This is a genomic window from Sphingomonas melonis (assembly GCF_013409985.1).
In the GTDB taxonomy this organism is placed as follows: Bacteria; Pseudomonadota; Alphaproteobacteria; order Sphingomonadales; family Sphingomonadaceae; genus Sphingomonas; species Sphingomonas melonis_A.
Genome location: NZ_JACCBY010000001.1, coordinates 1,247,084 through 1,260,615 on the forward strand (window position 1 = coordinate 1,247,084; position 13,532 = coordinate 1,260,615).

The following is a 13,532-nucleotide window of genomic DNA, read 5'->3' on the forward strand; positions in this document are numbered from 1 at the left end:
CACTAACCTCGCGCAAACGCGGTGCGGCCGGTTCGGGTCCGCGTTGACCTCATATAAAGATATCTTTATATGTTGATGCGACATGACCCTCGCGCTCGATATCTTCCGTGCCCTAGCCGACGCCACGCGGCTGCGCATCTTCTCGCTGCTGCGCACGATGGAGCTGTCGGTGGGCGAGCTGGCGCAGGTGCTCGGCCAGAGCCAGCCGCGGGTCAGCCGCCATGTGAAGATCCTCTGCGACGCCGGCCTCGCCGAACGGCGCAAGGAGGGCAGCTGGGTGTTCGTCGCGCTCGGGCGGGCGGCGGCGACCGGGCCGGTCGCGACCGCGATCGACCAGTGGCACAAGAGCGAGCCCGATCATTGGGCGGTCGCCGATGCGGCACGGCTCGCCGCGGTGCGCGCCGATCGCGCGGCCAGCGCGGCGCAATGGTTCGAGGGCCATGCCGACGAATGGGATGCGATCCGCTCGCTCCATGTCGCCGAGAGCGAGGTCGAGGCGGCGATGGCGCAGGTGCTCGGCGACGGCCCGCTCGGCAGCCTGATCGACATCGGCACCGGCACCGGCCGGATGCTCGAACTGTTCGGCGACCAGGCGGAAACCGCGCTGGGGATCGATCGTTCGTCCGAGATGCTGCGGCTGGCGCGCGCCAAGCTGCACGACCGCGCGAATACGGAGTTGCGGCAGGCGGACCTGTACGCGCTGCCGATGGCGGACGGGGCGGCGGATGTCGCGATCCTGCACCACGTGCTGCACTTCGCGCAGCAGCCCGGCGCGGCGATCGCCGAGGCGGCGCGGGTGCTGGGGCCGGGCGGGCGGCTGCTGATCGTCGATTTCGCCCCGCACGACCGCGAGGACCTGCGGACGCGCGACGCGCATACCCGGCTGGGCTTTGCGGACGATCAGATCGCGGGCTGGTTCGGCAATGCCGGGCTCGCCCTCGCACGGACCGAAACGCTCAAGGGCGGTGAATTGACGGTGACATTGTGGCTCGGACGCAAATCGGGCGCGAGCCTGCGTGAAGTGCCTTTAAAACAGGTTGGGGTGGCATGACGATTTCGGTGAACCAGCTCGAAGAGGCGCAGATCGCGCTCAAGGCGCCGCTCTATGCGGACGTCGCGGGGGATATCGACGTTTCGTTCGAATTCTTCCCGCCCAAGAACGAGAAGATGGAGGAGCAGCTCTGGGATGCGGTGCGCACGCTCGAACCGCTCGCCCCCAGCTTCGTCTCGGTGACCTATGGCGCGGGCGGATCGACGCGCGAGCGGACGCATGCGACGGTGGCGCGCATCCAGCGCGAGACGAGCCTCGCGGCGGCGGCGCATCTGACCTGCGTCGAGGCGACGCGCGAGGAGATCGATCAGGTCGCCGAGGAATATTGGGCGGCCGGCGTACGCCATATCGTCGCGCTGCGCGGCGATCCGCCCGCGGCGGGCGCGAAGTTCGCCAGCCATCCGGGTGGCTATGAGAATGCGGCGGCCCTGGTCGCCGGGCTCAAGCGGCTGCACCCGTTCGAGATTTCGGTGGCGGCCTATCCCGAATGCCATCCCGATTCGCCGGACATGGCGGCGGATATCGATAATCTGAAGCGCAAGTTCGACGCCGGCGCGACGCGCGCGATCACGCAATTCTTCCACGAGCCGGAGACGTTCTTCCGCTATCGGGATCAGGTGGCGGCAGCGGGGATCGATGCCGAGATCGTGCCGGGGATCATGCCGGTGACCAATTTCGCCAGCGTCGTGCGGATGAGCAAGATGTGCGGCACGGAGGTGCCGGCGTGGATGGCGCGGCTGTTCGACGGGCTGGAGGATCATCCCGCCTCGCGGCAGCTGGTCGCGGCGACGCTGGCGGCGGAATTGAGCCGCAAGCTCTATGCGGGCGGGGTGAAGTCGCTGCATTTCTATACGCTCAACCGGGCGGAGCTGGCGTTCGCGATCTGCCACCTGCTGGGGGTGCGATCGAAGCCGGTGGCGAACGTCGCGGCGGCGTAAATAATTTCTCCCCCGCCAGGGGGAGGGGGACCGCTCGGCGCCAGCCGAGTGGTGGAAGGGGAGGAAAGGGCGGAAGACCTATTATGACGCTCTACCCTTTCCTCCCCCTCCGTCACCGCTTCGCGGCGCCACCTCCCCCTTGCGGGGGAGGATTTAAGTTGAGATCGGACGTAGCATGACCATACGCGACACATTCCTGGCCGAAGCCGCCAAGCGCATCCTGATCACCGACGGCGCGTTCGGGACCGAGATCCAGAACTGGAAGCTGTCGGAGGCGGACTATGCCGGTACGCTCGAGCTGAGCCATGACCAGAAGGGCAACAACGACATCCTCGCGCTGACCAAGCCCGAGGTGCCGGAGTCGATCCACCGCGCCTATTTCGAGGCGGGCGCCGATATCGCCGAGACCAACACCTTCTCCGCTAACCGGATCAGCCAGGCCGATTACGGCGCCGAGCATCTGGTCCGCGAGATCAACGTCGAGAGCGCGAAGATGGCGCGCCGCGTCGCGGACGAGTTCCAGGCGAAGGACGGGCGGCCGCGCTTCGTCGCCGGCGCGATCGGGCCGACCAACAAGACGCTGTCGCTGTCGCCCGACGTCAACGATCCCGGCTATCGCGAGATCGACTTCGACTATCTCAAGGACGTGTACCGCGAGCAGATCGACGCTTTGGTCGAGGGCGGCGCCGACTTCGTCCTGATCGAGACGGTGTTCGACACGCTCAACGCCAAGGCGGGGATCATGGCGGCGCTGGAGGCGGGGGACGCGTTGGGTCGCGACTTGCCGATCATGATGTCGATGACGCTGACCGACCTGTCGGGGCGCAACCTGTCGGGCCATACCGTCGAGGCGTTCTGGCATGCGGTGCGCCATGCCAAGCCGCTGACGATCGGACTCAATTGCTCGTTCGGCGCGGAGCAGTTGCGGCCGCATGTGAAGACGCTGAGCGAGATCTGCGACACGCTGATCATGATCTATCCCAACGCCGGCCTGCCCAACGAGCTCGGCGCCTATGACGAGGCGCCGGCGACCACTGCGGGGCTGGTCGGTGAATGGGCGCAGGCGGGGCAGGTCAACGTGCTCGGCGGCTGCTGCGGTTCGACCCCGGCGCATATCAAGGCGATCGCCGAGATGGCGCAGGGCGTGGCGCCGCGGCCGGTGCCGGTCGCGCCGGTGCGGACGCGGCTCGCCGGGTTGGAGCCGTTCACGATGGCAGCCTAGGAAAATCCTCCCCGGAACGGGGAGGGGAACCGCCCGGCGCAGCCGGGTGGTGGAGGGGGCTCTCCACCAGAGGTATCGTTTGCGGAGAGCCCCCTCCACCAGCTGCGCTGGTCCCCCTCCCCGTGCCGGGGAGGAATTGAGAGAAACCGATGACCATTTCCTCCGCCCAGTTCGTCAATATCGGCGAGCGCACCAATGTCACCGGCTCGGCGCGCTTCAAGAAGCTGGTGATGGCCGGCGACTATCCCGCCGCGGTCGCGGTGGCACTGCAGCAGGTCGAGGCGGGCGCGCAGGTGCTCGACGTCAATATGGACGAGGGCCTGCTCGACGCGCACGAGGCGATGACGACCTTCCTCAAGCTGATCCAGGCCGAGCCCGATATCGCGCGCATCCCGGTGATGGTCGATTCGTCCAAGTGGGACGTGATCGAGGCGGGGCTGAAATGCGTGTCCGGCAAGCCGATCGTCAATTCGATCAGCATGAAGGAAGGCGAGGAGGCGTTCCTCCATTATGCGCGCAAGTGCATGGCCTATGGCGCGGCGGTGGTCGTCATGGCGTTCGACGAGGTCGGCCAGGCCGACACCAAGGAGCGCAAGGTCGAGATCTGCTCGCGCGCCTATGAGCTGCTGATGGGCATCGGCTTTCCGCCCGAGGACATCATCTTCGATCCCAACGTCTTCGCGGTCGCGACGGGGATCGAGGAGCATAACAATTACGGCGTCGACTTCATCGAGGCGTGCCGCGAGATCAAGGCGCGCTGCCCGCATGTCCATATCTCGGGCGGCCTGTCGAACCTGTCGTTCAGCTTCCGCGGCAACGAGCCGGTGCGCCGCGCGATGCATTCGGTGTTCCTCTACCACGCCATTCCGGCGGGCATGGACATGGCGATCGTCAACGCCGGCCAGCTCGACGTCTACGACACGATCGATCCCGAGTTGCGCACCGCCTGCGAGGACGTGATCCTCAACCGCGATCCCGAGGCGGGCGACCGGCTCGTCGCGTTGGCGGAGAAGTATCGCGGCACCGATGCGGTGGCGGAGAAGGCGGCGGCGGAATGGCGCAGCCTGCCGGTGGTCAAGCGGCTCGAATATGCCCTGGTCAAGGGCATCGACGCGCATGTCGTCGACGATACCGAGGAATGCCGCCAGCAGTTCGCACGGCCGATCGAGGTGATCGAAGGGCCGCTGATGGACGGGATGAACGTCGTCGGCGACCTGTTCGGATCGGGCAAGATGTTCCTGCCGCAGGTGGTGAAGAGCGCGCGCGTGATGAAGAAGGCGGTGGCGCACCTGCTGCCGTTCATCGAGGCCGCCAAGGAGCCCGGCGCCAAGGGCAAGGGCAAGATCGTCATGGCGACGGTGAAGGGGGACGTCCACGATATCGGCAAGAACATCGTCGGCGTCGTGCTCCAGTGCAACGGCTTCGACGTGGTCGACCTCGGCGTGATGGTGCCGTGGTCGAAGATCATCGAGGCGGCGAACGAGAATGATGCCGACATGATCGGCCTGTCGGGCCTCATCACCCCGAGCCTCGACGAGATGGTGACCGTCGCCGAGGAGATGAAGCGCGCCGGCATGACGATGCCGCTGCTGATCGGCGGCGCGACGACGTCGAAGGTGCATACCGCGCTGCGCATCTCGCCCGCCTATGACGGGCCGATCGTTCATGTGCTCGACGCCAGCCGCGCGGTCGGCGTCGCGACGACGCTCGTGTCGGACACGCAGCGCGACGCCTATGTCGCCAGCGTCGCCGAGGATTACGAGAAGGTGCGGCTCGCGCGCGCCAACAAGGGGCAGAACGACCTGCTGCCGCTCGCCGAGGCGCGCAAGCGCGGCTTCGTCGCCGACATGGCGCTGAAGGCACCGCCGGTCGCCAAGCCGGGCGTGCACGTGTTCGACGATTGGGACCTTGCCGACCTGCGCCAGTATATCGACTGGACGCCGTTCTTCCGCGCCTGGGAGCTTGCCGGCAATTTCCCGGCGATCCTTACCGACGAGGTGGTCGGGACCAGTGCGACCGGCCTGTACGAGGATGCGCAGGCGATGCTCGATACGATCATCGCCGAGAAATGGCTGACCGCGCGCGGCGTCGCCGGGCTGTGGGCGTGCCATCGGCATGACGACGACGTCTGGGTCTATACCGAGCATCGCGAAGCGCATCGCAGCCCCGATGGCGCGAGCATTCCCGAAGGCTTCCACATCCCCAATCTCGACCGCACGCAGGAGGCGAGCGTGCGGCTGCCGTTCCTGCGCCAGCAGATCGCCAAGCGGGAGGGGCGGGCGAACATGTGCCTCGCCGATTTCATCGATCCGGCGGGCGACTGGATGGGCGGCTTTGCGGTCGGCATCCACGGCATCGACGCGCATATCGCGCGGTTCAAGGCGGACAACGACGATTACAACGACATCCTGCTGAAGGCGCTGGCGGATCGCCTGGCGGAGGCGTTCGCCGAGGCGCTGCACGCGCATGTCCGTCGCGACCTGTGGGGCTATGCGCCCGACGAGCAACTCACCAACGAGGCGCTGGTGCGCGAACAATATCGCGGCATCCGGCCGGCGCCGGGCTATCCCGCCTGTCCCGAGCACAGCCTCAAGCGGATGCTGTTCGACATGCTCGACGTCGAGGGCAATGCCGGGCTGGAACTGACCGAGAGCTTCGCGATGCTGCCGACCGCGGCGGTCAGCGGCTTCTACTTCGGCCATGCGCAGGCGGAATATTTCGGCGTGGCGCGGATCGGGCAGGATCAGGTGGTCGATTATGCCGCGCGGCGCGGGGTGGACGTCGCGCAGGCGGAACGCTGGCTGCGGCCGAACCTCGACTGAAGGGCGGCGCCCGGTTCGAGCGCCGGCGCTGCCCCATCCACGCCGTCACCCCGGAACACGTCCGGGGTGACGGATGAGAGGAGGAAGCCGGTCGAGCCTCATCCTTGCAGCCATAGGCGATGGCCCTTCCCCTGGCGGGGAGGATCGGGCTGCGTGTCGATCTGGCCTAGAACCCCCGCTTCTTCAGCGCAGGGTCGCGTTTGAGCATCGGGGCGACGATGGGGATCGTCATCATCGTGCTTGCCACCGCCATCAGCAGCAGCGCGGTGAACGTCTCGTTGGTGATGATCTTCTTGTCCAACAGGATGTTGACGAAGATGATCATGATCAGCGCCTTGGTCTGGAGCAGCCAGCCGATCGCGCGGGCATCGCCCTTGGGCCATTTGAGGATACGGCCGGCGAGATGGATGCCGGCAAGCTTGCCGCCGACCGAGGCGGCGAGCAGCAGCGCCGCCGCGGCGAACACCGTCGCCCCGCCGACGCCCCATTGCGTCTTCAGGCCGGTCGAGAGGAAATAGACCGGCATCACCGCGAGCAGGATGGTCTGGCGGAAGCGATCCATCCGCGCCTCGCCGAACCAATGCGCGTCGAGCACCGCGCCCGCCAGGAACGCGCCGACCATGAAGTGCAGCCCGGCCCAGTCCGCCGCAAAGCCGCACAGCGCCAGCCAGATCAGCCCGACATACCAGCGGTCGTTCTCGGCGAGCCTGAGCAGCAGCTTGCGGATCGCCCAGGTGGCGATCGCGAAGCCGATCAGGAAGCCGCCCTGCCGACCGACCCGCTCCCAGTCGAGCAGGATCAGCGCGAGCACGCCCCAGATCGCGATATCGTCGAGGCTGGCATAGCGCAGCACGCGCTGGCCGAGCGGTTCGCGCAGGATGTCGAGCTTTTCCATCAGCAGCACGAGGATCGGCAGCGCGGTGACCGCGCAGGCCATGCCGATGCCGAGCACCACCTGCCATTCCGCCCCCGCCACGCCGCGCCAGCCGGGGAAGCGGAGCATGATCAGCGCCGCGACGCTGCCCGCGACGAGCGGCACGCCCAGCGCCAGGCCGGCGGTGACCCCGGTCTCGCGGCGCCGGCGCCACGCCTCGCCCAGGTCGAGTTCGAGCCCCGCCACCCAGACGAACAGCATCACCGACCACCAGGCGATGCCGTTGAGCGCGCTCATCGTCGGCGCGGTGAAGACGAAGGCGTAATAGTCCGGGAAGATCGCGCCGAGCACGCCCGGCCCGAGCAGGATGCCGCCGATGATCTGGACGACGACCAGGGGCGCCCAATAATCGGTGCGGCCGACGCGCCACACCAGCCATGGCAAGGTGAAGATGATGAGGATCGCGAGGAGGAAGACCTCCGTCGGTGACATGCCGTGCATTCTGCCCTCCCGTAGCGGCCCCCCGGCCGCCTTATCGTTACGGCCGCGATAGCCGATCGCCGGCGGCGCGCGCAATCACCCCATGGTCGCGGTTCATTCCGGGACACATTCGCCCCCGATCGCAGCGGCGGCCGCCGCCGGCAGGCGATAGGATGCGGGCATGACCCGTATGATCCTCGCGCTCGCGCTGCTCGCCGCCCCGGCCTTCGCGCAGAGCGGCAAGCCGTTCACCATCGCCGAGACCGGGCAGGGCTTCGACGATCTGCAGGCGGCGGTGTCGTCGGTGCGGATGGGAACCGCGACGATCCGCATCGCCCCCGGCGTCTACCGCCAATGCGCGGTGCAGCAGGGCGGGCGGATCACCTTCCAGGCGGTGACGCCGGGCACTGCGATCTTCGAGCAGCGGACCTGCGAGGACAAGGCGGCGCTGGTGTTGCGCGGGCAGGGATCGGTGGTCGATGGGCTGGTGTTCCGCGGCTATCGCGTCGCCGACGGCAATGGCGCGGGCATCCGCACCGAAATGGGCGACCTGACCGTCACCAACGCGATGTTCCTCGACAGCCAGGAGGGCATCCTTGGCGGCGAGCCGACCGGGCAGCGGATCACGATCGACCGTTCGACCTTCGCCGGGCTCGGCCAGTGCGACGAGTCGCCCGGTTGCGCGCATGCCATCTATCTCGCCAACCGGGGCCAGGTGACGATCACCCGCTCGCGCTTCGAGCGCGGCACCGGCGGCCATTACGTCAAGCTGCGCGTGCCCGAGGTGACGATCACCGACAACAGCTTCGACGATAGCGCCGGGGCCAAGACCAATTACATGATCGACCTGCCCGACGGCGCGCGCGGGCTGATCGCGCGCAACACCTTCGTCCAGGGGCGCGGCAAGGAGAATCGCAGCGGCCTGATCGTCGTCGCGGCGGAATCGAGGACCTATCGGTCGGCGGGCCTGCGCATCGCCGACAATGACGCGCGGCTGGCGCCGGGCGCGCCCGGCAACCCGGCGTTCGTCGCGGACCTGAGCCACGAGCGGCTGGCGGTTGGCGCGAACCGGCTGGGGGCGGGGATCAGGATGTTCGAGACGCGGTAAGCGAAGAGGTCTGCCGTCGTGTTATGCCGACGCGCCACGCCTGATCGTCTCGTAGATTTGCATGTTCGCAAAGCAGACGCGTAGCACGGGAGCAGATACACTGGCGGATTGAGCCCGAGCGAGCATGTCGCCGATGATATGGTCGTGTTCGGTGCGGCCGTTGTTCGTCATGTCGCGAAACATCGACGCCGTCCCCCGCGACTTGCGGTCGGTCAGCGCGGTGAGCATCCGCGCGATCGCATCCGGACGCGGCGGAAACCCCTGAGAGGTTGCGGTGGCGATGCATTCCGCCAACACCTCATGCATGAGCGATTCGCCGTCTGTTGCGGTTAGAATGGCGCCGACGGGCGCTCGCATCAACGTCGTCATACTGGCGTAGGTCGTGAGAAATGTGAACTTTTCCCACATCTCCTGCATGATGTTATCGCTGCATACCGGGGCGAAACCGCCGCGCTCCAAGAGGTGCGCCAGTGCTGTCAAGGTTCCGGCAGGCGGCTCGGATCGTGCGCCGAAGACGAAGCGTTGCAACGTATCGAGATGGACGATCGTCCCGTCGCCGTTCAGGCTCACGCCGATTTGGCACAAACCGCCGAGAACGCGGTCTCGCCCGAAATGCTCATCGAGTTGATCGAGGTGCCGCAAGCCGTTCAGCAGGGGTAGGATCAGCGTCGACGGGCCAACCGCCGGTGCGATCGCGGTGATCGCGTCGTCAAGATCATAGGCCTTGCAGCTCAACAGTACCGCGTCGAACGGCGCATCCACCATCGTCCGTGTCGTGACCGGAATATGCAGGTCGCCCAGCGGGCTGGTGATGACCAGACCATCACGGGCCAATGTTTCGGCCCGCGTCGGGCGGACGAGAAAGTGAACATCAACCCCGGCGCCAGCGAGCCGACCGCCGAAATAACCGCCGACCCCGCCCGCGCCCAAGACGAGCAACCGCATATTGCCTCCCTATCGCAATGCCGCGCCAATCGATGACCTCGGCCGTACGGCGACGGCTTCCCTTCGCCTCACCGCGCGCAGGTGTCGCCCGCGCCGGGATCGAGATCGAGACACCGCCCGTCGAGCCCCTTGACCGGCAGGCCGATCGTCGCCGCCAGCGTCGGGGCGATGTCGACCGTCTCCACCGAGAGCGGCTGTTCGAAGCCCGCCATGCCCTTGCGCCAGAACAGGATCGGCACGCGGCGGTCGTAATCCCAGGGCGAGCCGTGCGTCTCGACATAGCCGTTGCCCGGATTCTCGATCGTCGTCACCCGCGGCTTGAGCAGGACGAGCAGGTCGCCCGAGACGTCGGGATGGAACGAGGCGCGGGCCCGTTCGAGCAGCGTCCACGTCTCGGGCGGGGTCGTCGCGAGCGGCTGCGCGGCGATCTGCGCCTTGGTGAAGGCGGCGGCGACCTGCGGCTGTGCGGCGAAGCGCTTCTGCGCCTCGGCAAGGACGCGCGCGCGGTTCGCCGGCGACAGGCCCTTGGCGAGATAGACGTCGCCCTCGGCGCCGATCAGCACCGGCCCCTTGAGGCCGAGCGCGGCCGACACCGCCGCGTCGACCGCCTTGATCGAGGCGTCGGCGGAGACGTGTTCCTCCATCGGCATCGCATGCTGCTGCTGCCGCTCGGTCATGTCGTGCGCGCCATGGTCGGCGGTCAGCACCACCTCGTAATCGAGGCCCCAGTTGTCGAGCGTATCGAAGAAGCTGCCGATCGCCCGGTCGAGCTGGTCCATCTGGATGCACATCTCGGTGCCCTGGGTGCCGTAGGTATGGCCGATATAGTCGGTCGCCGAGGCGCCGATGTCGATGATGTCGGTGGTCGGACCCTGGCCGAGCTTCATGTCCTGGATCAGCCCGGCGGCGATCGCGAAGACCGCGGCGTCGCTCGCCGGCGAGACGCGGAACGCCTTGGCGTCGCCCGCGGCGCGCTGGAAGCGGCCCTGGCCGTAGACGGTGCCGGCGACGGTGATCGGCCGGTCGAGCGGCTGGCAGAAGCCGGGCAGCGGCAGCGGCTCCTGCGGGCGGGCGATCAGCGCGGCGACCGCGTCGCGCCCGCGCTGCACCGCGCGCGGCACGGCGCGGCCGGCATAGCTGCTGTAGGTCTTGCCGTCCCACCACCAGAGTTCGTCGACCTTGTGGCCGCCCATCATCACCGCGGCGCGGTCCTTGCCGGCGACCGAGACGACGCGGGTCGCGGGCCGCGCCGCCTTCATCATCTCGCCGAGCGTCGGCACCTTGAGGTGCTTGTCGCTGACCACGTACGTGTTGTGGTCGGTGCCGGGGACGGTCTCGTCCTCGCTGCAATAGACGGTCTTGTCGGGGCGGGCGATCGACTGGTCGATCCAGTTGTTGGCGACGATGCCGGTGTGCGTCGGGCGCATGCCGGTGAGGATCGTCGAATGGCCCGGACACGTCTCGGTCGCGGCATGGCTCTGATAGCCCGAGGGGAAGACGGCGCCGGTCAGCAGCCGCGCAAAGCCGCCGGTGAAATGGTTGCGATATTGCTGGAACAGATCGGCGGAGAATTGATCGACCGAGATCGCGACGATCAGGCGCGGCGGGGTGGTCGGTGCCTGCGCCGGGGTGGGCGCGGGCGCCGCCGCCGCGGGCGCGGCAGGGGCGGGCGCCTGCTGGGCGGCGGCGGGGAGGGCTGCGGCGGAGGCGAGCAGGGCGGCGGCGATCAGCGCTTTCATCGGGAACACTCGTTTTACGGGGCCGGCGCCGCTATGGCGGCGGGCGATGGATCGGGCAACTAGGGTCGGGCGGCACGCCGCCGATGGAGCGATGCGCGTACTGTGTTGCGTGCTGATGACGCTGGCGCTGCTGTGGGCGGGGACGGCGCATGCCGACCTCGCGCCCGCGGACGGGCCGAAGCACCTCGGCATGCGGCTGGTGGCGGAGAGCGAGAGCCCCCGCGCCGGCGCGCCGGTGACGCTGGCGATCGACACGCGGCCGGCGCCGGGCTGGCATGGCTATTGGCGCAATCCGGGTGACGCGGGCTTCGCGCCGTCCCTCGCCTGGACGCTGCCGAAGGGCACGGCGGTCGTCGGCGAGCCGCAATGGCCGGTGCCGACGACGCTGCTGATCGCCGGTCTGATGAACTATGTCTATGAGGCGCCCTATGCGCCGCTGGTGACGGTGCAGGTGCCCGCGGGGCTGGCGAAGGGCACGCGGCTGCCGGTCAAACTGGCGATCAACTATCTCGTCTGCACCAATGCGATCTGCGTGCCCGAGCAGCAGGATCTCAGCCTGGAGCTGACGGTCGGCGATGGCGCGCCGTCGCACCGCGCCGATTTCGACCGCTGGCGCAGTGCGATCCCCAAGCCGCTCGACGCGGCGGGGACGTATCAGGTCAAGCATGGCAAGCTCGTCATCGCCGTGCCGCTGCCCGCCGCGGCGAAGGTGGAAAATCCCGCCTTCTTCCCGTTCGGGCCGGACATGGTGAACTATGCCGCGCCGCAGACGGTGACGCGCGACGGCGACCGGCTGCTGATCGCGACCGAGGGCGCGCCCAAGGGGCGAATCGCCGGCGTGCTGCGCATCGGCCCGGACCTCGGCCTCAGCATCCACGCCGATGCCGGGACGGTGACGCAGGCGAGCGACCGCAGCGGCTGGGCGGCGGCGCTGCTCGCCTTTGCCGGCGCGGTGCTCGGCGGGCTGATCCTCAACGTCATGCCCTGCGTCTTCCCGATCCTCAGCCTCAAGGCGCTGCACCTCGCCCGCGGCGGCGAGGACGAGCGCGCGGCGCGGATCGATGCGCTCGGCTATATGCTCGGCGCGGTGTTGATGTGCGTCGCGCTCGGCGGGCTGATCCTGGCCTTGCGCGCGGGCGGGTCGGTGGTCGGCTGGGCGTTCCAGTTGCAGGACCCGCGGATCGTCGTGCTGCTGATCGCGCTGACCTTTGCGATCACGCTCAACCTTGCCGGGCGGTTCGAGGTGCCGGTGCCGCAATTCGCCTCGCATGGCGGCGCGGCGGGATCGGTGGCGACCGGCGCGCTGGCGGCATTCGTCGCGACGCCGTGTTCGGGTCCGTTCATGGGCGCGGCGCTCGGCGCGGCGCTGGTGCTGCCGTGGCCGGCGGCGCTGGCGGTGTTCGCGGGGCTCGGGCTCGGGCTGGCGCTGCCGTTCCTCGCGATCGGCTTCGTGCCGGCGCTGCGGCGGCGGCTGCCCAAGCCGGGCCTGTGGATGGAGCGGTTCCGCCGCGTGCTCGCGGTGCCGATGGCGCTGACCGTGCTGGCGCTGCTGTGGCTGGCGTGGCGGCAGGCGGGCGCGACGGGGCTGGCGATCGGCGTGGCCACGATCGTCGTCACCGGCGTCGTGCTGAGCCTCGGCGGGCGGCGGCAGACGCGCGGGGAGGGCTTCGGCTGGGCGCTCGCGCTGGCCGCGCTGGTGGTGCCGGCGGCGCTGGCGGCGGCGCTGACCGGCGGGGCGGCCAAGCCGGCGGCGGTCGGCGGCGACGCGTTCAGCGAGGCGCGGCTGGCGGCGTTGCGCAAGGAAGGGCGGCCGGTGTTCGCTTATTTCACCGCCGACTGGTGCCTGTCGTGCAAGGTCAACGAGGCGTCGTCGATCGACACCGCCGCGACGCGGGCGGCGTTCGCGAAGAACAAGGTCGCCGTGCTGGTCGGCGACTGGACCGATGGCGATCCCGCGCTGGGACGGTTTATCCAGGCGCACAACCGCGCCGGCGTGCCACTGTACCTCTATTACGCGCCGGGCGCCGCCGAGCCGCGCGTGCTGCCGCAGGTGCTGACGCCGGGGATGCTGGGGGGGCTGCACTGAGCGAGGTCTTCCCCGCGAGGGTGGGGGCTATCGCCTATGAATGGGCGTGAGGCGGTCGCCTTGCATCCCGATCCCGTCACCCCGGACGTGTTCCGGGGTCCACTCTGCGGCGAGGAGAAAGGATTGAGTCGGCACCATCCCCTCGCGGCGCGGTGGACCCCGGAACGAGTCCGGGGTGACGGATCTCATGAGGATGGCGATCGAACCTCATCATCGTAGCCATACACGACGACTCTCGCCCTGCCGGGCGGCGCACCCGCATAGTAA

At 68.6% G+C, this 13,532-nt stretch carries 9 protein-coding genes; 6 read left to right on the forward strand and 3 right to left on the reverse strand.

What is annotated here, in order from left to right; translation table 11 throughout:
• Positions 1–82: 82 nt before the first annotated feature.
• The 4 genes from HD841_RS06005 to metH all read left to right on the forward strand — a co-directional run bounded on the left by HD841_RS06005 (position 83) and on the right by metH (position 6,033).
• Positions 83–1,051 (forward strand): ArsR/SmtB family transcription factor, encoded by a 969-nt coding sequence (locus tag HD841_RS06005; protein WP_179507898.1) that lies wholly within the window; start codon positions 83–85, stop codon positions 1,049–1,051.
• Positions 1,048–1,989, forward strand: coding sequence for a methylenetetrahydrofolate reductase [NAD(P)H] (gene metF / locus HD841_RS06010; RefSeq protein ID WP_179507899.1), 942 nt, complete (start codon positions 1,048–1,050; stop codon positions 1,987–1,989). The genes HD841_RS06005 and metF overlap by 4 nt, the downstream gene beginning before the upstream one ends.
• 175 nt (positions 1,990–2,164) lie before the next feature.
• Entirely contained in the window at positions 2,165–3,211 is a 1,047-nt protein-coding gene (locus tag HD841_RS06015) for a homocysteine S-methyltransferase family protein (protein ID WP_179507900.1), read from the forward strand.
• 149 nt (positions 3,212–3,360) lie between these two features.
• On the forward strand, positions 3,361–6,033 hold the full coding sequence (gene metH, locus HD841_RS06020; RefSeq protein WP_179507901.1) for a methionine synthase: 2,673 nt from the start codon (positions 3,361–3,363) through the stop codon (positions 6,031–6,033).
• Between the two features lie 166 nt (positions 6,034–6,199).
• On the opposite strand, the gene HD841_RS06025 is transcribed toward metH, so the two are convergent.
• The gene (locus HD841_RS06025) at positions 6,200–7,408 is read right to left on the reverse strand and encodes a cation:proton antiporter (protein WP_179507902.1); all 1,209 of its coding nucleotides are present in this window, start codon (positions 7,406–7,408) and stop codon (positions 6,200–6,202) included.
• 160 nt (positions 7,409–7,568) lie between these two features.
• Here HD841_RS06025 and HD841_RS06030 point away from each other — a divergent pair, with 160 nt between their 5' ends.
• Complete coding sequence (locus tag HD841_RS06030) at positions 7,569–8,495, forward strand: right-handed parallel beta-helix repeat-containing protein (protein ID WP_179507903.1); 927 nt, start codon at positions 7,569–7,571, stop codon at positions 8,493–8,495.
• Positions 8,496–8,516: 21 nt separating this feature from the next.
• Here the strand turns inward: HD841_RS06030 and panE are convergent, their stop codons facing one another.
• Positions 8,517–9,440, reverse strand: a complete 924-nt coding sequence (gene panE, locus HD841_RS06035) for a 2-dehydropantoate 2-reductase (protein ID WP_179507904.1) — start codon at positions 9,438–9,440, stop codon at positions 8,517–8,519.
• A gap of 68 nt (positions 9,441–9,508) precedes the next feature.
• Entirely contained in the window at positions 9,509–11,179 is a 1,671-nt protein-coding gene (locus HD841_RS06040; RefSeq protein WP_179507905.1) for an alkaline phosphatase family protein, read from the reverse strand.
• Positions 11,180–11,270: 91 nt separating this feature from the next.
• Here HD841_RS06040 and HD841_RS06045 point away from each other — a divergent pair, with 91 nt between their 5' ends.
• On the forward strand, positions 11,271–13,265 hold the full coding sequence (locus HD841_RS06045; RefSeq protein WP_179507906.1) for a protein-disulfide reductase DsbD family protein: 1,995 nt from the start codon (positions 11,271–11,273) through the stop codon (positions 13,263–13,265).
• Positions 13,266–13,532 lie beyond the last annotated feature (267 nt).